Annotated in this window: 14 protein-coding genes; 7 read left to right on the top strand and 7 right to left on the bottom strand. The window is 67.9% G+C overall.

Annotated features, from left to right (window positions below):
• Position 1 precedes the first annotated feature (1 nt).
• The 6 genes from VT85_RS16405 to VT85_RS16380 form a co-directional block, all read right to left on the bottom strand.
• Positions 2-646: a chemotaxis protein CheC gene (locus tag VT85_RS16405; protein ID WP_068417537.1), complete on the bottom strand. Its 645-nt coding sequence runs from the start codon at positions 644-646 to the stop codon at positions 2-4.
• Complete coding sequence (locus VT85_RS16400) at positions 643-2,964, bottom strand: chemotaxis protein CheW (RefSeq protein WP_068417521.1); 2,322 nt, start codon at positions 2,962-2,964, stop codon at positions 643-645. Before VT85_RS16400 ends, VT85_RS16405 begins: the two co-directional genes overlap by 4 nt.
• Positions 2,965-2,973: 9 nt before the next feature.
• Positions 2,974-3,801: a CheR family methyltransferase gene (locus tag VT85_RS16395; RefSeq protein ID WP_068417516.1), complete on the bottom strand. Its 828-nt coding sequence runs from the start codon at positions 3,799-3,801 to the stop codon at positions 2,974-2,976.
• A 38-nt stretch (positions 3,802-3,839) separates the two neighbouring features.
• Complete coding sequence (locus VT85_RS16390; RefSeq protein WP_068417512.1) at positions 3,840-4,235, bottom strand: Imm10 family immunity protein; 396 nt, start codon at positions 4,233-4,235, stop codon at positions 3,840-3,842.
• A 55-nt stretch (positions 4,236-4,290) separates the two neighbouring features.
• The gene (locus VT85_RS16385; RefSeq protein ID WP_197490803.1) at positions 4,291-6,810 is read right to left on the bottom strand and encodes a methyl-accepting chemotaxis protein; all 2,520 of its coding nucleotides are present in this window, start codon (positions 6,808-6,810) and stop codon (positions 4,291-4,293) included.
• Positions 6,811-6,890: 80 nt separating this feature from the next.
• Positions 6,891-7,397, bottom strand: coding sequence for a chemotaxis protein CheW (locus tag VT85_RS16380; protein ID WP_068417509.1), 507 nt, complete (start codon positions 7,395-7,397; stop codon positions 6,891-6,893).
• A 353-nt stretch (positions 7,398-7,750) separates the two neighbouring features.
• Between VT85_RS16380 and VT85_RS16375 the strand changes: the two genes are divergently transcribed.
• The 7 genes from VT85_RS16375 (at position 7,751) to VT85_RS16345 (ending at position 19,016) form a co-directional block, all read left to right on the top strand.
• Complete coding sequence (locus VT85_RS16375; RefSeq protein ID WP_068417506.1) at positions 7,751-11,029, top strand: DUF1553 domain-containing protein; 3,279 nt, start codon at positions 7,751-7,753, stop codon at positions 11,027-11,029.
• A gap of 17 nt (positions 11,030-11,046) precedes the next feature.
• Positions 11,047-12,522: a DUF1501 domain-containing protein gene (locus VT85_RS16370; protein WP_068417502.1), complete on the top strand. Its 1,476-nt coding sequence runs from the start codon at positions 11,047-11,049 to the stop codon at positions 12,520-12,522.
• A gap of 25 nt (positions 12,523-12,547) precedes the next feature.
• Complete coding sequence (locus tag VT85_RS16365) at positions 12,548-13,891, top strand: MFS transporter (protein WP_197490801.1); 1,344 nt, start codon at positions 12,548-12,550, stop codon at positions 13,889-13,891.
• A 15-nt stretch (positions 13,892-13,906) separates the two neighbouring features.
• Positions 13,907-15,352 carry a neutral/alkaline non-lysosomal ceramidase N-terminal domain-containing protein gene (locus VT85_RS16360; RefSeq protein ID WP_068417491.1) on the top strand — a complete coding sequence of 482 codons (1,446 nt, stop codon included), beginning with the start codon at positions 13,907-13,909 and terminating at the stop codon, positions 15,350-15,352.
• A 76-nt stretch (positions 15,353-15,428) separates the two neighbouring features.
• Positions 15,429-16,751, top strand: a complete 1,323-nt coding sequence (locus VT85_RS16355; RefSeq protein ID WP_068417488.1) for an aspartate aminotransferase family protein — start codon at positions 15,429-15,431, stop codon at positions 16,749-16,751.
• A 63-nt stretch (positions 16,752-16,814) separates the two neighbouring features.
• Positions 16,815-17,993: a galactonate dehydratase gene (gene dgoD / locus VT85_RS16350; RefSeq protein ID WP_068417485.1), complete on the top strand. Its 1,179-nt coding sequence runs from the start codon at positions 16,815-16,817 to the stop codon at positions 17,991-17,993.
• A 198-nt stretch (positions 17,994-18,191) separates the two neighbouring features.
• Positions 18,192-19,016 carry an SIR2 family NAD-dependent protein deacylase gene (locus tag VT85_RS16345; protein ID WP_068417482.1) on the top strand — a complete coding sequence of 275 codons (825 nt, stop codon included), beginning with the start codon at positions 18,192-18,194 and terminating at the stop codon, positions 19,014-19,016.
• A gap of 21 nt (positions 19,017-19,037) precedes the next feature.
• On the opposite strand, the gene VT85_RS16340 is transcribed toward VT85_RS16345, so the two are convergent.
• Positions 19,038-20,048: an AAA family ATPase gene (locus VT85_RS16340; protein ID WP_068417480.1), complete on the bottom strand. Its 1,011-nt coding sequence runs from the start codon at positions 20,046-20,048 to the stop codon at positions 19,038-19,040.
• Between the last annotated feature and the right edge of the window lie 8 nt (positions 20,049-20,056).

The raw sequence follows: 20,056 nt of genomic DNA, 5'->3' as shown, positions 1-20,056 counted from the left end.
GTCAGGCGGCGTCCCCGCCGGCCAGGGCCGTCGCCAACGCGGCGAGCGAGGGGGCGTCGGGAATGAAGAGCAGGTTCCAATCCAACCGCGCGCCGGCCCCGCCCGTCTCGAAGGTCGTCCTCACGAGCAGGACCTTGTCCAGGTCCAGAGCCTGGTTGATCAGGGCGAACTGGAGCAGGCTCCCGGCGAACTCGTGGAAGAAGACCGGAGGCGTCGGCGCCAGCTCGCCGGCCGTCGTCGTCCCCAGGCTCGACGGCAGGTGAGCGGCCAGGGCGTTGAGGTAGGCGCAGCCGACGATGTTGGCCGTCTCCATCGCCGCCGACCGTTCGACCTCGCCCCATTCCGTCGTCGTGCCGATCGGCTGGCGAAGGAGCAGGTCGACCAGCGCCAGGCCGGCGCGGTCCTCGAAACAGAGGAGGATCGAACCCCCAAGCGGCCCGGTGAGGCCCATCAGGCAGGCGGCGACCAGGCCTTCCGGCGGCCCGAGCGCCTCGGCCGCCGCCGCCAGTTCGACCTGCTCGACCTCGCCGGGCAGGAGCCGGACCGGCTCGCCGATCCATCGAGAGATCGCCTGCGACGCCCCCTCGGCCCCTCGGCCCAGGATCGTCTGGAGCATGCGTTTCTGTACTTCGTTCAGGAGGCTCATGCGCGTCCCCCGGGTCGAGTGGCGGCGTCGACCAGGGCGTCGACGTCCAGGATCAAGGAGACCCGTCCGTCCCCCAGGATACTCGCGCCGGAAAGCCCGGCGACGGGCCGGTAGTTCCGTTCGAGCGATTTGAGGACGACTTCTTGCATGCCGATAAGCTGATCGACGACCAGGCCGATCGTGGTCTCGCCGTTCTGGACGATCACGACGTGGAACGAATGGCCGCCGTCGCCGGGCCGAGGCGCCTCGACCGCCGAGGGATGTCGACCGCCGCCCCAGCGGAACAGGTCGCCGAGCGTCGCCAGCGTCAGGAATCGTCCTCGGATCTCGATCGTCGGCCGCCCCTGGACCGAGGCGATACGGTCCCCTCGAATCTCGACGATTTCGTCGATGTGGTCCAGCGGTAGGGCGTAGACCTCGTCGTAGATCCTGACGAGGAGGCTCGACATGATAGCCAGCGTCAGCGGGAGTCGGATCGTGAAGACGGTCCCCTGACCGGGCGTGGAGCGGACGTCGACGCTTCCATTGAGGTTGCCGATCCGCTCCTTCACGATGTCCATGCCCACGCCGCGACCGGAGATCTCGGAGACGGTCTCGGCGGTGCTGAGGCCCGGATGCCAGATGAACGGGACCAGTTCGCGATCGGTCATCTCAGCGGCCTCGACCCGGCCGACGAGCCCCTTGGAGACGATCTTGCCTCGGATCCGCTCGCAGTCGATCCCCCGGCCGTCGTCGCCGACGGTGATGACCACGCTGTTGCCACGGTGCGAAGCCTGGAGCGAAACCGTCCCCGCGCGAGACTTGCCGGCGACCTCGCGGGCGTCGGGCGGTTCGAGGCCGTGGTCCACCGAGTTGCGGACCATGTGGATGAGCGGGTCGCTCAGCTCGTCGATCATCCTCTTGTCCAGCTCGGTCTTCTCGCCGTCGATTCTTAGCACGACCTCCTTGCCCGAGGCCAGGCACAGGTCGCGGATCACGCGCCGGAATCGCTCGAAAAGCGGGCCGATCGGGACCATCCGGGTCTCCAGGACCCCTTTCTGGAGCCCGTCGGCCACCCGTCCCAGGCTGTGGATGGCGTCGGCCAGGGACTTGAGGCGTTCCCGCCCCTGGCGGAGGCGGTCCAGTTCGCCTCGGATGGCGCGGAAGTCGTCTCGGAGCCGACGGACCTGCCCCGCCCAGCGGTCGACCTCGCCGTCGGCCGCCTTGACGCCCACCCCGCCGAGCGCCCGGTCGAGGCCCCGCATGATCGTGTCCAGCCGCTCCTCCGTCTCGACGGCCAGGCTGCGGGCGTCGGCCCCGCGAAGCGCCTCGTCGAGTCCCTTGGCGACGTCGATGAACCGGGCCTTGTTGATGACCAGCTCGCCGGCCAGATTCATCAAATTGTCGAGCCGATCGCTGTCAACTCGGATCGTCTCGACGATCCTCGCCTTGCGAGCGGGGGGGGCCGGTGCCGGGGCGTCTGGCTGGACGGTCGCGGCCGCGGTCTCCGGTTCGTCCGCGGGTTCCGAGTCGGCGATTTCGGGTGCCGAAACGGGAGCATCCTCCTCTCCAGGTCCCGCCTCGTCGGCCAGCTCGACCAGGACCTGCAGCACGCCGTCCACGTCGGCCAGGGCGCGAAGTTCCTCGAGGTCGCTCACGCCGGCCAGCCAGACGGTGAACGCGGCGAGCGTCTCGAACTCCTCCAGCCGTTCCAACGGCGGATCCGAGGCGGTGATTCGACCCTTCCCCGCGAGCCGTTCGGCGACGAGGCGGGCCTTCATGTCGACGAGTTGCAGATGGGGCTCGAACTCCACGACCACCCGGACGGTCGCCGTCAGATCGGCGTCCGGAGGCTGAGCCGCCGTCGAGGGCGATGCCGGGGCCGGGGGCGGGGCCGCAGCCGGGCGAGGACTCGAGGCGGGTTCGGGAGTCGGGGCAGGAGCCGTCGAAGGGGTCGAGAGGGCGACTTCGACCTCACTCGTGAGGCCGGCGAGGTCGCGATCGCTCCGGTTCTCGCCCCGAAGCTCGCGGTGATAGTCGCGCAGTTCGTCCAGGCATCGGAACGTCAGGTCGAGGACCGGCCGGTCCAGCTCGCGTTTCTTGGTGCGGAGCTGGTCGAAGAGACTTTCCAGGACGTGCGTCAGCCGGTTGACCCCGTCGAAGCCCATGACCACCGAGGCGCCTTTGATGCTGTGGAACATCCGGAAGGCTTCGGCGAGCGCCTTGGCGTCGGCCGGGTCCAGCTCCAGGCGCAGGAGGGCGTCGTTGAGCGCCGCGATATTCTCGTCGGTCTCATCGAGGTAGAAGGGCAGGAGATCGGCCAGGTTGAAATCCGACATCGCTGGGCCTCAGCCCCCCTTCCGATAGAGCCAGGGCTTGACCTTCTCAAGAGAGCCCAGCATCCCTTGAATCCCCTCCGTCGGCCCGATGACTAGGTTTCCCCCCCGGGCCAGGGCCGCGAGGATGACGTCGACCACCTTCCGCTTGCTGGCCGCGTCGAAGTAGATCAAGACGTTCTTGAGGAAAATACAGTCGAAGGGCTCGCCGCCGAGCGGGAAGAGCAGGTTGTGGGATCGAAACGTGACCATCGATCGAATCTCTGGCTTGAGGGTCCAACGTCCCGGGGGGGACTCGTCGAAATAGGTGCGGCGATCGTCCGGGCCGACCCGATGCAGCGCCCGATCGTCGTAGACGCCGGAGCGGGCGGTGGCCAGGACCGAGGCGCTCAGGTCGGTCCCCAGGATCTCGAGGCGCCAGCCGGCCAGTTCCCTGCGACGGGCCGTGAGCTTGAGGGCCATCGAATACGGTTCCTCACCCGTGCTGCACGCGGCCGACCAGAGCCGGAGCGAACGCGGCCGTCGCCTCGCCGACGCCTCCTGGATCGCGCCGCTGAGATACTCGTCGCCGAGCCATTGATAGTGCGATGCATCGCGGAAGAAATACGTCTCGTTCGTCGTCACCACGTCGAGGAACGGCTGCATCTCGGAGGTGCCGGCCGGGGATCGTAGGAAGTCGAAATACTGCGAGTACCCGGCGATCCCGGTAGCCCGAAGTCTCCGCCGAACCCGGTTCGACACCAGCACGCGCTTGTTCTCGCCGATCAGGATCCCGGAAGCCCGGTAGATCAGGTCGCGGAACTTGACGAACTCGGCGTCGGTCAGCTCGACGAGATTCATGGAGGGTGGACACCGTGAAGGTTGAGGCGGCGATGCGGTCATTCGATCGTCAGGCTGGCGCGGGTGCCCTGGAAAATTCGTAGCAGCCCCTCGCGAAGATTCTCATAGCTCTCGTCGTCGATCGACAGCGCGACGTCGAACCCCTCGACGCCCGCCAACTCGTCGATCGGCCTCGAGAGATTCACCGAGAGTCGGTCGCTGCCGAGCCGGCATGCGGCGACGAGGCCGTAATCGCCGTAAAGCTGATCCTTGTACTCGAAGTGGAGGCCGTCCTGTTCCCACTCCTCGAGGGGAAGGCTCGGGTCGGCGTTCCGCGCGAAGATCAGATAGCCGCCCCCCGCGTCGTCCCAGTCGTCGCCCGTGGCGACGCCCGCCGAAACGACCTCGTCGTCGGACTCGCTGAAACTTTGCGTGGCCCGAAAGGAAATTCGCATGGACCCCTCCGGACGCCCGAGGTGGATAGACGCGATAAGATCATTCCTCGGCGGCTCAAACCTTGAACCCGGAGATCACCTGCTTGAGCGAGGCTGCCTGTGCGCCCAGTTCCTCGGCGCTGGCGGAGAGTTCCTCGGAGCTGGAGGCGTTGGTCTCGGTGAGGCTGGAGACGTTCTGAATGGCCGTCTCCACCTCGGCGGACGCCTCGGACTGCTCGCGGGTCGCGCCGGCGATCTTGGCGATGCTGCCGGCCGTCTCCTCGACCCCCTGGACGATCCGCGAGAGCGACTCGCCGGCCTTCTCCGACAGGCTCGCGCCATCGGCCACCCGTCGGGTCGATTCCTTGATGAGAGCGGTGATCTCCTTGGCGGCGGCGCTGGATCGTTCGGCCAGTTTCCGGACTTCGTCGGCCACGACGGCGAATCCCAGCCCGTGCTCGCCGGCGCGGGCGGCCTCGATCGCCGCGTTGAGCGCCAGCAGGTTCGTCTGGCTGGCGATTTCGCTGATGACCTGGATGATGTCGCTGACCTGCTCGCTGGATTTCTTGATCAGGACCATCGCCTCGATCGCTTGCTCGACCGACTCGCCTCCCTGCTTGGCCAGGTGCGACGTCTTGTCGGCCAGGCCGGCGGCCGAGACCGCGTTCTTGTCGATGTCGTTGATGGCCTGCGACAGCTGCTGAACCGAGGCCGACATCTCCTCGACGGTCGCCGCCTGATTCTGGGCCGATTCGCTGAGATAGCTGGCGCTCTCAGCCACCACCCGCGACCCTTCGGCGAACTGGCTCGCCGACTCGACCACCTGGCCGATCACCTCCTTGAGGTCGGCGATCATCCGAGCCAGGGCCCGACCGAGACGGCCCAGGTCGTCGTCGCCCTGGACGTCGATCGTGACGGTGAGGTCGCCTTCCGCCGCCGCTCGCGCGACTTCCATCAGCCGGCCGACCTTCGACTCCAGGTCACGCTTGCTCTGATCGATCTGCGCCTGTCGATCGACCCGCTCCAGGGCGACCGAGACCTGGCGGCCGACGCTCCGAAGCGTCTCCAGGCGGTTCGTCGACGGCTGGACCAGGTCTTTCGTGAAGAAGTCCATCGTCCCGATCACCCGGCCGTCGACCAGGATCGGGAAGCAGACGCCCGACTTGAGGCCGTTCCGCTTGGCCACGGGCGCCCGGGAACAGCCCTGCATCTCTCCAAGGTCGGGGACGAACACGAGGTCGCGGGTCTGCCAGGCCTGGCCGTTGAGCCCTTCCCCCTCGCGAAACCGCGAAACCGAGCTGACCCGGCGGAACTCCTCGTCGACCGAGCCCGAGTCGGCGACCCAGCGCAGTCGGCCGTCGGACGGGTCGACCTCCCAGAACGATCCGTACCACCAGCCGAACGCGTCGCGAACCGTCGACAGAGCCACCTCGGCGGCCTCGGAGACCGTCGCGACACCCCCCAGGGCGGTCAGGAGCCGGACCATCGCCGTCGCGTCGGCCTGAAGTTCCGCCTCCCGATTCGAGCTGCGGACTCGTTCCGTGACGACCTCCCACGTGACCATCGGGAACAAATACCGCCCTCGCTCGTCCTTCATCGGCGTGACCAGCAGCTCGAACAGCTCCGGCCCGACCTCGATGGTCCGCATCCGCGGCAGCTGGCCCCCGTCGGTCAGCAATTTCCGTTGATGCGTGGGGTCTTTATGGAAGACGTCGATCGAAGCCCCGATCATCTGGTCGACTCGCAGCGGCAGATACGCTTCGAGCTTCTCCAGCGTCTTGCGTGCGCACGGGTTCATGTACTGGATCTTCAGGTCGGCGTCGGCGAACATCATGTTGACCGGCGCGTTCTCGACCAGTTGACGCATCCGGGTCAGCTCCGCCTGCTTTCCGAGCTTCGCGATCTTGTCGGAGGCGATCCGGCCGATCGCCCGGAGCACTTCGCGACGCTCGAAGTCGACCGCGGCCTCCCGGCTCGTCAAGAAGTCGATCGTTCCGACGACGCGGCCCTCGACCACGATGGGGATCGCCAGCGCGGTCCGGATCCCGACGCGGGCCGCCATCGTGCAGCGTCCGCAGTCGCGCGCCGCCGACGGGTCCTCCAGGACCGTGACGTCGCGAGCCTGCCAGGCCTGGCCGGCGAGCCCTTCCCCCTCGCGGAATCGGGCCGATCGCGAGTACCGCTCGAACTCCTCCGAGATCCTCCCGGAGTCGAACTCGAAGGCCAGCGTCTTCCCCGTCGAGTCGACCTTCCAGTATGAGGCGTAATCCCAGCCGAGCTGGTCGCGGACGACGTCGAGGACCGCTCGGATCGTCTCGTCGATCGTCTCGGATTCGGCCAGGGCCGTCAGGGTCGCGGTCAAGACGTGGGTGTCGGCCCGAGCCTCGTCCACCCTGGCCGCGTCCCCGGAACGGAGATCGGCGGCTCTGAGCGGGTCGGCCGTCGCCGCCAGGCCGCGGCGCGTCTTCGAAGACGAAGCCCCGGACGACGTCCGCTTCCGGCTCGCCTTGGCCGCCGGGGCGTCCGGCGTCTCGGCGGGCCGCGAATCGGGCGAGGGGAGGGACTCCGCGTGCTGGTCGGTCGATTCGGGCTTCATGGGGTCTGCAACCTCGCCTCACGCGAGACCTGGGGGATCATCCACATCGGACGGACGGAACTCGCCGATCGCGGGCGAATTCACGCCGCCGGCCCAGCGGTCGACGGGACCGCCGGCTCCTCGAACTGAAGAAGGCTCTCGACGTCGAGCATGATCAGGAGTCGTTCCCCGAGCCTCGCCAGGCCCGACACATAGCGGCAGGAGCCGCCGGCCGAGGCCAGGGGAGACGGCTGGATCTGGTCGCGATTGATCCGCATGACCTGGGTCACGGCGTCGACGATGCAGCCGACCGTCTTGCCCTGGACGTTCACGACGATCGTACGCGTCTCCTCGTCGAAATCGCGCGCCGCCTGGCCGAATCGTCTCCGAAGGCTGACCACCGGGATCACCGCGCCCCTCAGGTTGATCAGCCCTTCGATGTGGTCGGGCGCCTGAGGAAGCCGAGTGATCGGCTTCATCAAGATGATCTCCTGGATCCGGGTGATCGCGATGGCGTAATCCTCGTCGCCGAGGCGGAACCCGACGAATTGCAGGATCGGACTCTCGCCTCGCGCAGCCGCCGGCGTCGATGGGGCGTCGTGACTCATGGCGACCTCGGTGCCTCTTCTCGGGATGGCGTATCTAATAGGGATTGTATCACTCGAATCGAATTCGTCCTGTTGCCCGTTTTGAAATCCTTTGACGCCGTCCCGGCCGATCCGGTCGGACCCTCAAGATCGTTGTAGACAGGTGACGTCGGGCCATCGGCATGACCGATCCGCGGAACATCAGAGGCCTTGCGAGGCGTCGCGAGCGATCGCCGCACACTACCACCGGCCCCCGGCGTTCTGTTATCCTACCTATGTTCAACAACCGTACTCGGACCCAGGAAAGATCGTCCGACCGCCGGTGGGTCGAGAGATCGACGCGGCTCAGGCTGGAACGAAGGAGATCCCTCAGGATGCGTTGGGCCCTACTCCTGATCGCCGGCCTCGGCTGGATTCTCACGCCGAGCCAGGCTTCGGCGGACGAGGCGGTCGACTACGTCAAGCAAATCAAGCCGATCCTCTCGGTCCGGTGCTACTCCTGCCACGGAACCCTGAAACAGAAGAGCGAGCTTCGCACGGACTCGGTGAAATCCCTCATCGAGGGAGGCCTCGGCGGGCCGGCGATTGAACCGGGGAAGAGCGACGAGAGCGTGCTGATGGACCTGATCGCCGAGGAAGGGGAGGGGAGGATGCCCCCCCCTGGCGACGGTGAGGCGTTGAGCGGCGAGCAGATCAAGCTGATCAAGACCTGGATCGACCAGGGAGCCGTGGCTCCTCCCGACGACGCCCCCGAGCCCGACCCTCGCGAGCACTGGGCGTTTCGCGCCCCGGTCCGACCGCTCGTCCCATCGACCGAGGCCCCGGGCCGCGCAAACCCCATCGACGCATTCCTCGCTTCAAGCTGGAGTGAGAAGGGTCTGACCCCGGTGGGGCCGGCGCCGAAAAGTCTGCTGCTCCGTCGGGTGTACCTCGACCTGATCGGCCTGCCGCCGACGGCCGAGGAACAGGACGCCTTCCTGAGTGACGAATCGCCCGACGCCTATGAAAAGCTGGTCGATCGCCTGCTCGACGGCAAGGCCCACGCCGAGCGCTGGGGACGGCACTGGATGGACATCTGGCGGTACAGCGATTGGTGGGGGCTCGGCGCCGAGCTGCGCAACAGCCAGAAACACATCTGGCACTGGCGGGACTGGATCCTGGAATCTCTGGAGGCCGACAAGGGCTACGACCAGATGGTCCGCGAGATGATCGCCGCCGACGAGACGACCCCCGAAGACCCGGATCGTCTCCGCGCCACCGGATTCCTCGCCCGCAGCTATTTCAAGTTCAACCGCAACACGTGGCTTGAAGAGGTCGTCGAGCACACCGGGAAAGCCTTCCTGGGCCTGACGTTCGACTGCGCGAAGTGCCACGATCACAAGTTCGACCCGATCAGCCACAACGAGTACTACCAGTTCCGAGCCTTCTTCGAGCCCTACCAGGTCCGGACCGATCAGATTCCCGGCCAGCTGGATTTCGAGAAGGAAGGCATCCCCAGAATCTTCGACTGCAACCTCGACGCGCCGACCTATCGCTTCGAGCGCGGCAACGAAGCCCGGCCCGTGACGAGTCAGCCGATCAAGCCGGGGCTCCCCGCCTTGCTGTCCTGGGCCGACCTGGAGATCAAGCCCGTCTCGCTCCCGCTGGAAGCGTCGCGGCCGGGGCTGCGGCCCTTCGTGCTCGAAGACCATCTGCGGGTCGCGAACGCCAGCCTCGAAGTCGCCCGGACCAACCACGCCAAGGCCCGCGATCACCTGGCCGCGATGGAGGCGGCCGAGGGTCCGGCGACCGCCGGTGGAGTCGGGGCCGCGTCCCCCTCGCGCTTCCGCGACGATTTCTCCACGGCTCGCCCCGACGCGTGGGAGTCGACCGGGGGCCTCTGGGTCCACGAGGGCGGCAAGCTCCGCCAGGACGACCCCGGGCTCGTGCGGTCCGTCCATCGGACGAGGACGACGCACCCCGAGGACTTCCTCGCCTCGCTGCGATTCGTCATCACCGGCGGTGAGCCCTGGCGATCGGTGGGCCTGGCCTTCGACGTCGCCGAGGGGCGTGAGATCCTGGTCTACCTGAGCGCCAACGCCGACGCCCCCAAACTCCAGATCACGGAGCGGCGTAACGGGGTCGACGCCTATCCGGAGGCGGGGAGCCTGGCGCGACCGATCCGGGTCGGTGAGCCCTACGAGTTGACGGTCCGCGTCCAGGGGACCCTGGTGAACGTCGCCGTCAACGGCGAGCACGCCCTGGCCTACCGCCTTTCCGTCGACCGCGCCCCGGGGACGATCGCACTGGTGACCTACGCGGCGAAGGCCGAGTTCACGTCGATGGAGCTGGCCCCCCTCGCTCCCGGAGAGCAGCTAGCCGAAGTCGGCGAACCGGCGTTCCAGGGTGCGACCCCCGTCGAACGCGCCCGGTCTCGGGCGGCCGTCGCGGAGAAGGCCCTGGCGACGGCCCTGGCCTACCCGAAAGCCCTCCAGGCGCGGGCCGCCGCCGATCGCGCCCTCCACCTGTCACCTCCGACAGAGGACGCGAAGTCGCTCGCCGTCGAAGCGGCTCACGCGGAGCGGATGGAAGCTCTGGCCAGGGCCGAGGAAGCCCTCGCCCGCCTCGATCATCAGGTCGACGCGAAGGCGACGAAGGCGGAGGAAGCCCGAAAGAAGCATGAGGAAGCCGCCGCCGCCGTGGCCGCGGCCCGCAAGGCGGTGGACGAGTCGAGCGAGGAGTACACCCCGCTCCGAGGCGCCCGGAAGGCGGTGGAATCGCCGACCGACTCCGATGCGCCGAACGTCCTGACCTTCCCCGCCGCCAGCACCGGCCGTCGCACCGCGCTGGCGAACTGGATGACCGATCGGAAGAATCCGCTGACCGCCCGCGTCGCCGTCAACCACATCTGGGCGCGTCACTTCGGCAAGCCGCTGGTCGCGACCGTCTTCGATTTCGGTCGCAAGGGAGCCCGGCCGACCCACCCCGAGCTGCTCGACCACCTGGCCGTCGAGTTCATGGACGACGGCTGGAGCATGAAACGGCTCCACAGGCGAATCGTCCTCTCTGAAGCCTACCGCCGCAGCTCCTCGGCCGCCGGCGCGGACCCCGCCACCCTGGCCGCCGATCCCGAAAACCGGCTCTACTGGCGAATGAACCCGGTTCGGATGGAGGCCCAGGTCGTCCGAGACAGCCTCTTCCGACTGGCCGGCGAGTTGTCCGACGAATTCGGCGGTCCGTCGATCCCGCACACTGAGGTGATGTCTCCCCGTCGGAGCCTGTACTTCGTCCACTCGCACAACGACCACAACCGCTTTCTCGGGACTTTCGACGACGCCAGCGTCCGGGACTGCTACCGACGAGACGAGAGCATCGTCCCCGTGCAGGCGTTGGCGCTTTGGAACAGCGGACTCTCGCAAAGCCTGGCGACGAAGATCACAGCCCGTCTCGACGCCCGGCTCGGCGAAACGTCCGACGCGAGGTTCGCCGCCGAGGCGTTCCGTTCGATCCTCTGCATTCCGCCCTCCGACGCCGAGCGCTCGGCCTGCGAACAGGCCCTCGCCGATCTGAGAAGGCTGCTGGAGAAGCGAGGCGCGGCCGGCCCCGACCGCCGCGCCCGCGAGATCCTCGTGCAGTCGTTGATCAACCACAACGATTTCATCACCATCCGCTGACCGCGGACGAGGGACCCATGGCCAACTCGAATCATACCGGCGGAAGCCCTTGCCCCGGCGGTCATCGTCGCCGCTTCCTCTCCGACCTGGGGATGGGGTTCACCGGGCTCGCGCTGGGCGCCATGCTCCATCGCGACGGCGTCGCGAGGGCCTCGGACGGGAGCTGGACGCCGCCCGACGGCCGTCCCCACTTCGCGCCCAAGGCCAAGTCGGTCATCTGGCTCTTCATGAACGGCGGCGTCAGCCACATGGAGACCTTCGATCCGAAGCCCGAGCTGAACAAGTACGCCGGGAAGACCATCGCGGAGACGCCTTACCAGGGGACCCAGGACCCCAAGAAGCTCGCGCTGTCCCGCGTCGTGGTCGTGAACGACGCCAACGGTCAGGCGCGCAATCAGCTCTATCCGCTCCAGGTCGGCTTCAAGAAATACGGGCAGAGCGGGATCGAGGTCAGCGACTGGCTGCCCCACATCGGCGGCTGCATCGACGACGTCGCCGTCGTCCGCTCGATGTACACGACCGACAACAACCACGGCGCGCAGACGCAGTTCCACTCGGGCCGGCACATGCTCGACGGCGAATTCCCCAACGTCGGGGCGTGGGCCCACTACGGCCTCGGATCGCTCAACGACAACTTGCCTCAGTACCTGTCGATGGGAGTCCGGGAATACTGGAACAAGAACGACGGCCACTACCTCGGCCCGGCGCACGACGCCATCCCGATCCGGATCGATCCCGCGAACCCGCTCGACTACGGTCGCCCCGACATGGAGATCGGAGACGCCGAGCAGCGCCTCGGCTTCGACCTGGTCGACCGCCTGAATCGGCTCCGTGCCGTCGAGTACCCCGACGACCCGGCCCTCTCGGCCAGGATCAAGGCGTATGAGCTGGCCTACCGGATGCAGGGGGCCCTCCCCGAGGTGATCGACTTCCGGGGCGAGCCCGAGGAGACCCAGCGGCTCTACGGCCTCGATGACCCGCAGACGAAGGACTTCGGCTCGCAGATGCTGGCCTGCCGTCGGCTCGTCGAGCGAGGCGTCCGATTCGTCCAGGTGCAGGACGGCGGCGGCGGGGCGGGGGCCTGGGACGCCCACGGCGGCCTGCGGGCCAATCATTCCAGCAACTGTCGGCGGATCGATAAGCCGATCGCCGGACTCCTGACCGACCTGAAACGCCGCGGGTTGCTCGACGAAACCCTCGTGGTCTTCGGGACCGAATTCGGCAGGACTCCGGGCTCGCAGGGGAGCGACGGCCGCGACCACCACATCTTCGGCTTCTCCGTCTGGATGGCCGGCGGTGGGATCAAGGGGGGCGTGGTCCACGGGGCGACCGACGAGATCGGCTTCCACGCCGAGGAGAACCGCCACTACGTCACCGACGTCCATGCCACGATCCTCCACCTCCTGGGGCTCGACAGTCGTAAATTGGAGATCCCCGGGCGCAAGCGTCTGGAGATCGATCACGGGACGCCGATCCGCGAGATCATGGCCTGATCAGACCGACGAGATGGGGGCCGGCTTGAAGCCAGACGCGAATTTTCACGAAGCGGCGGACGCCGCGAGCCTCGCGACCGACGAGTCTCCCCCCGCGATCGACCGTGACGCCGAAGCGCGCGCGTCGGGGGTTCGTCACGCGGTCCTAATCTGGCTCTGCGTCGCCACGACCATCGCCTACATCGATCGCGGCTGCCTGAGCGTCGCCGAGAAGCTGATCCGCGACGACCTCGGTTTGAGCGAGTCGCAGATGGGCCTGGTGATGAGCGCCTTCTTCCTGGCCTATGCCCTCTTCCAGCTTCCCGCCGCGCGACTGGACCAGGCCTGGGGTTCCCGACGCGCGCTCCCCGCCTTCGCCGCCGTGTGGTCCGTGGCCACCGGGCTCTGCGGCTCCGCGAACGGCGTCGTACTCCTGCTCTCGGCGCGGTTCTCGATGGGGGCGGCGGAAGCGGGCGTCTTCCCCTCCTCGACGGGCGTCCTGAGCCGCTGGTATCCGGTCTCGCGACGCGCCTGGGTCAGCGGCGTGCTGTCCAGCTTCATGGGGGTCGGCGGGGGCCTCGGCGCGGCCCTGACGGGCTTCCTGCTCGTCTACGTCTCCTGGCGTTGGATGTTCATGCTCTACGCCGTTCCGGGCCTGCTCTGGGCGATCGGTTTCGCCTACTGGTTCCGCAACACCCCTCGAGAGCACCCCTCGGTCAACGAGGCCGAACTCACGCTCGTCGCCGAGGGGGCGAAACCGGCGGCTCACCGTCCTCCGGGTCCGATCGCCTGGCGGACGCTCGCGACGAACCGGGCGGTCCTCGGCCTGGCCTCTCAACAATTCTTCCGCGCGGCGGCGGCCATCTTCTACCTGAGCTGGTTTCCGACCTATCTGCGCGAGACCCGGGGCGTCGGGGTCTGGGAGGCGGGGCTGCTCACCAGCCTGCCGCACTGGACGACCATGCTCGGCTGCCTCGCCGGAGGCTGGCTCTCGGATCGCGTCCTGGCGAAGACGGGCAGCCTCCGACTCTCTCGACAGGGGGTTTCCGCCGCGAGCATGTTGATCGCGACCGTCCTGATCGGCCTCGCCTACCCGGTGGCCGACGCGCGAGCCGCCGTGCTCATCCTGAGCATCGGGGCGTTTTTCGCGGCTCTGGCCGGCCCCTGCGCCTACGCCCTGACGATGGACCTGGGTGGGCGCGACACCCCGCAGGTCTTCGGGATCATGAACACGGCCGGGGCCGTCGGGTCGATCCTGTTCCCCATCCTGGTCCCGAAACTCGTCGAGTTCACCGGGTCCTGGGACGCGGTGCTTGCTTTCTTCGCCGCAATCCATATCGTGGCCGGCGCGTGCTGGCTCATCTTCGACGCCGACCGCGACACCCTCTGACATCACGGACCGATCATGCCGCCCTCCCTGGAATCACCGCAGAGCGTCTGCTCGTTCGGCGTGGCCCAAGGCGACGTCACCCCGCCGGTGGGGATCTATCATCGGATGTGGGGGGCAGCCGCCCATGAGCGCTCGACCGGGGTGCACCGGCCGCTCATGGCCGCCGCGGCCGTCATCGCCCCGCCGGGCCGTCCCTCCGAGGGCGTCGTCCTGGTGACGCTCGATCATTGCCTGTTCTGGGATCTCGAATGCCGTCGGCTGCTGGAGGCCGTCGCGGCGAAATCGGGAGTCGATCAGGAACGCCTGCTCGTCGCCTTCTCGCACACGCATGCGGCCGGCCTGATGGACGGCCGCCGCGCCGATCGGCCCGGCGGAGAGTTGATCGCCCCCTATCTGGCCGATCTCGCCGACCGAGTGGCCGCCTTGATCGTCGAGGCCGTCGCCCGCGCGGGACCGGCCACGCTCTGCTATGCGAACGGCCGTTGCGACCTCGCGGCGCATCGCGACCTCTACGACGAGGCGAGCGGTCGATTCGTCTGCGGATACAATCCCGAAGGCCCCGCCGACGACACCGTCGTCGTCGTCCGCGCCACCGACGCCGACGGCCGCACGCTCGCGACGCTGATCAATTACGCCTGCCACCCGACCACCCTGGCGTGGGAGAACACCCTCATCAGCCCCGACTTTCCCGGGGCGATGCGCGAGGTGGTCGAGCAGGCCACCGGCGTCCCCTGCCTGTTCCTCCAGGGGGCTTCGGGAGACCTCGGCCCACGCGAAGGATTCGTCGGCGACCCGGCCGTCGCCGATCGCAACGGCCGCCAGCTCGGCTACGCCGCACTCTCGGCTCTCGAAGGGATGCCGCCGCCTCGGACGCGATTCGAGTTCGCCGGCGCGGTCGAGTCGGGGGCGGTCCTCGGGCCCTGGCGCCACGCACCGCTGGACGCCGATCGCCTCCGCGACCTCGAAGCCTGGGATCTGGAGCGGTGGACCGTCGAACTCCCCTACCGCGCCGACCTCCCGACGGCCGACGCGACCCGGGCGGACCGAGCCCGATGGGCCGACGAGGAACGAGACGCCCTGGGTTGCGGCGATCGGGCCCGCGCGGCCGAGTGTCGGGCGTTCGTCGAGCGAATGGACCGGCAACTCATCCGAATCGGCGAACTCCCCCCCGGCCCCGCCTTCCCGTTCGAGGTCCTGACCTGGAAAACCGGCGGGGCCGTCTGGCTGGCCGTGAAGGGCGAGCATTACCAGCATCTCCAGGTCGAACTTCGACGCCGCGTCCCCGGAGTGCCGATCCTGGTCATGACCCTCGTCAACGGTTGGCAGCCCGGATACCTTCCGACCGCCTCGTCGTACGATCGAGGAATCTACCAGGCCGAAATCGCGGTCGTGGGCGCCGGGTCGTTGGAGACGCTGACCGACGACATCGCCGTCCGCATCTCCGCCTGGTCTCCCGCCTGACGGCCGAGCCTCGCCGACGCCCGAACCTCTCCCCTATTCGCATGCCCAGATCATCGCGTCCCAACCGAGAGCATTCATGGAACTCGCGCAATCCAAGGCCCTGTTCGCCCGCAATCGTCGCCTGATCCCCGGCGGCGTGGTCTCGCTCAACCGCCTGGTCGATCCCGAGATCGCCTTCGTTCGCGGCAGCGGCGCTCGGGTGTGGGACGCCGACGGCAACGAGTATCTGGACTACCACGCCGGGTTCGCCCCCTACCTCCTCGGTCACAGCCATCCCGATGTCCAGGCGGCCGTCGTCCGCTCGATCGATGAGGGCTGGACCCTGATGGGGTCGGGGACCACACCCTGGGAAGGCCGCGCGGCCGAGTTGCTCTGCGAATCGGTCGCCTCGCTGGACCGCGTGCAGCTCACCACCACCGGGTCCGAGGCCACGTATCACGCCCTGAGGCTCTCTCGGGCGTTCACGGGGCGCGATCACCTGGTCGTGATGCAGGGGGGTTACAACGGCTGGCACGACGAGGTCGCCTGCAACGTCATGACCCCGCTCGACAAGCTGGGGCCGCGTTCCGAAGGCGGGGAGAATCCCTTCGTCCCGCTATCCGCGGGGATGCCGTCCAACGTCGCCTCGCGCGTCCACGTCGTCGAATTCAACGACCTGGAGGCCGTCGAAGGCTGCTTTCGGAAGTATGAGGTGGCCTGCCTCGTTACGGAGCCGATCCTCCAGAACATCGGCATCGTGAAGCCCCGCGAGGGCTATCTCCAGGGCCTGCGCGACCTCTGCGACAAATACGGCGTCGTCCTGGTCTTCGACGAGGTGAAGACCGGCTTCCGGCACGCCCTGGGCGGCTATCAGGCGCTGGCCGGGGTCCGGCCGGACCTTTCCACCTTCGGCAAGGCGATCGCCAACGGCTATCCGCTGGGCGCGATCGGCGGCAAGGCCGAGATCATGGACCTGTTCAGCCACCCCGAGGCCGATCGCCGCGTGCTGATCGCGGGGACGTTCAACGGACACCCCGCCCCCGTCGCCGCGGCCATCGCCACGATGGAAATCCTCAAACGCGAAGAGGCTTCACTTTATCCCAGGCTCGAGGCGCTGGGCGCCCGGATGCAGCAAGGGCTCGAAGGCCTGTTCGCCCGCCACGGCGTCACGGCCACCGTCGCTCGCCAGGGGTCGGCCTTCTGCGTCTACTTCATGGACCACGCACCCCGAGACTGGCGCGACCTGGCGTCCAATCACGACATGGAACGCGACCTGCGCTATCGCAAGGCCCTCATCGCTCGGGGCGTCTATCACTTCCCTCTCCCCACCAAGCAGGGGAGCCTCTCCGCCGCGCACTCCGAGGCCGACGTCGACTCCACTTTGGAAGCGACCGAAGCCGTGCTCCGCGAAGGAATCTGAGCCCGCCCCTACGTCTCTCCGGCCCGCCCCGACCTGATTCGATTCGATTCAAAGAGACGGTTCATGAAGATCACGAAGATCGAGACGTTCGTCTGCAACGCGAGGATGCGAAACTGGATCTTCGTCAAGGTCCAGACCGACCAGGACGGCCTCCACGGCTGGGGCGAGGCCACCCTGGAGTGGCACACCCGCGCGGTGGTCGGGGCGATCGAAGACATCTCGCAGCTCCTGATCGGCGAAGACCCGACCCGGGTCGAGCACCTCTGGCAGATGATGTACCGCCAGCATTTCTGGCACGGCAACGGCATCGTCCGCGGGACGGCGATCAGCGGCATCGACCTGGCGCTCTGGGACATCGTCGGCAAGATCCACGGGGTTCCCTGCCACAAGCTCTGGGGGGGCGCCGTCCGCGACCACATCCGGCTCTACTGCCACCTGGGCGGGGGCCGGATGGAGGACTTCTATCAGACCGATCCCGCCGACGCCCGCCGCTTCGGCGACCTGGCCCAGCGCGCCGTTGCGCAGGGCTTCACCGCCTTCAAGTCGATGGCCGTGCCCGAGACCATGCCGCTCGAAGGGCTCCGTCCCTTGAAGTACGCGGAGGCCTGCGTCAAGGCGATGCGCGACGCGGTCGGCGACGACATCGACATCATGGTCGACTGCCACGCCCGCCCCTCGCCGCGGATGGGGCTTCGGTTCGCCAAGGTCCTCGAACCCTACGGCCTCTACTTCTTCGAGGAACCGTGCTGGCCCGAGACGATCGAGGACATCGCGCTCATCCAGCGTTCGGTCTCGACCCCGATCGCGACCGGCGAACGCCTCGTGTCGCAACACGCCTTCCGCGAACTCCTGGAACGTCGGGCCTGCAGCGTCCTCCAGCCCGACATCACCCACTGCGGCGGGCTGTCCGAGGCGCGTCGGATCGCCGCGATGGCCGAGGCCTACCGCGTCGCGCTCGCGCCTCACAACCCACAGGGGCCCGTCAGCACCGCCGCGTCGCTCGAATTCGGCTTCGCCACACCGTCTTACATCATCTGCGAGGCCGTCCTCGACGACGTCCCCTGGCGTTCGGAGGTCGTTCGCGAGGGCTTCACCATCGTGCCCGAGGGACGCATCGTGCTCCCGAACACGCTCCCGGGCCTGGGGATCGAGATCGACGAGGAAGCCATCAAGAAATATCCATTCGAACAGGAAGTCCTGCTCCGGAGCTTCTACCGAGACGGCAGCGTCGGGGACTGGTGAAAACATCGGTCGACGCCCCGGCGACCGCCGCCACGCCTGGCCCCGGCTCGAGGTGTGTGGCGGCGGCTCGGCGGGGGGACGAGGGGGCTGGCGACCCAGAGCGGCTCCATGCCATACTTGAGTCGTCCGACACGTTCCAACTGTCCCCGATCGATCGAGAAGGCCGGCGCGTCGCGCGGCCCGTATGCGAGGCCGAGCATGGAGCCGATCCGCTCCGAGGATCCCGCCGGGGAGCTTTCCGAAGACGACGCGCGCGGCGTCGAACGAGTCGTCCAGCGACTCCGCAAGGCACGCCGGGTCCTGGCGGTCACCGGGGCGGGGATGTCCGCCGATTCCGGGATGCCGACTTATCGCGGGGTCGGCGGCCTCTATCGGTCCGAGCGGCTCACCCCCCACGGGATCGCGATCGAGGAGGTCCTGTCCGGGCCCATGTTCGAGGCCAGGCCCGACCTCACCTGGAACTACCTCAAGGAAATCGAGCGGGCCTGCCGGGGCGCGCGGCCCAATCGCGGCCACGAGGTCCTCGCGGAGATGGACGACTACTTCGATGCGGTCTGGATCCTCACCCAGAACGTCGACGGACTCCACCAGGAGGCCGGCTCGAAGAACGTGCTCGACGTCCACGGCGACCTCCATACGCTCCGATGCACGAACTGCGACCGGCGGTCGCGGGTCGACGACTACGACGGATTCGACGACCTGCCGCGCTGCCCGGCCTGCAAGGGGGTGCTCCGTCCCGACGTCGTCCTGTTCAACGAATCCGTCGATCCGAACAAGATCCGCCGGCTCGAAATCGAGCTGATGAAGGGCTTCGACCTGGTCTTCAGCATCGGCACCAGCAGCCTGTTCGACTACATCGTCGCCCCCCTCCGATTCGCGCAGGCGGCCGGCAAGCCCACGGTCGAGATCAACCCGGACTTCACCGCCATGACGGATCTGGTCGACGTGAAAATCCGCGCGCGGGCGGCGCTGGCGCTCGATCGGATTTGGGACGATCACCTGGCCTGGTGGCCCCACACCTGACCTGACGCCGAGTGATCGCGATCAGGGGACGGGGATGTGGTCGAGGATCTTCAGGAGGATCTCGTCGACGGAGAGCCCCTCCGCGTCGGCCTCATAACTGATCACGATCCGATGACGGAGCACGTCGCGAGCCAGCGACTTGACGTCGTGAGGAGTGACGTACTCGCGGCGATCGAGCAGCGCGTGGGCGCGAGCGGCCCGCACCAGCGAGAGCGTCGCGCGAGGGCTCGCCCCCAGCTCGATCAGCGGGGCGAGCCCCAGGCCGTAAGCCTCGGGGTCGCGCGTGGCGCGGACGAGGTCCACGACGTACTCCTTGATCGCCGGGGCGACTTCGATCGAGGAGGTCAGCCTGCGGAGTCGGGCGACGTCGCCGGGGTTGAAGACCGGCGGTGGTCCGTCCTCTCGGGCTTCCGGATGGGAGGCCTCGACGACGCTCGGCAGGTCGAGCATCGTGAGTTCGGAGCCTCGATCAGGATAGCCGACCAGCACCTTGAGGAGGAATCGGTCGAGTTGGGCCTCGGGCAGGGGGTAGGTCCCCTCGTGCTCGATCGGGTTCTGCGTGGCGAGGACCCAGAAGGTCTCGGGGAGGAGGATCGTCTCGTCGCCGACGGTTACCTGCCCCTCCTGCATCGCTTCCAGCAGGGCGCTCTGGACCTTCGCGGGGGCCCGATTGATCTCGTCGGCGAGGAGGACGCTGGTGACGATGGGCCCCGGCCGGACGTCGAACGTGCCGGTCGACGGCCGATAAATCTGCGTCCCGGTGAGGTCGGCGGGGAGCAGGTCCGGGGTGAACTGGATCCGTCGAAACGGCAAGTCGAGGGCCTGCGCCATCGCGCGGACGACCCGCGTCTTGGCGAGACCGGGAACCCCCTCGACGAGGACGTGTCCCCCCGCCAGCAGAGCGACGATCAACTTTTCGATCAGGGGCCGCTGCCCGACGACCATCGTTTCGAGACGTCCGATCAGCAGCCCGAGGCCGTGATGGGCGTCTTCGAACGACGATCTTTCCGCGAGAATTTCGGCACTGGACATCGGGACGG

This window comes from Planctomyces sp. SH-PL62 (assembly GCF_001610895.1).
Lineage (GTDB): Bacteria > Planctomycetota > Planctomycetia > Isosphaerales > Isosphaeraceae > Paludisphaera.
The sequence above is the reverse complement of the archived record's forward strand: the minus strand, read 5'-3'. Positions and strand labels throughout refer to the sequence as shown.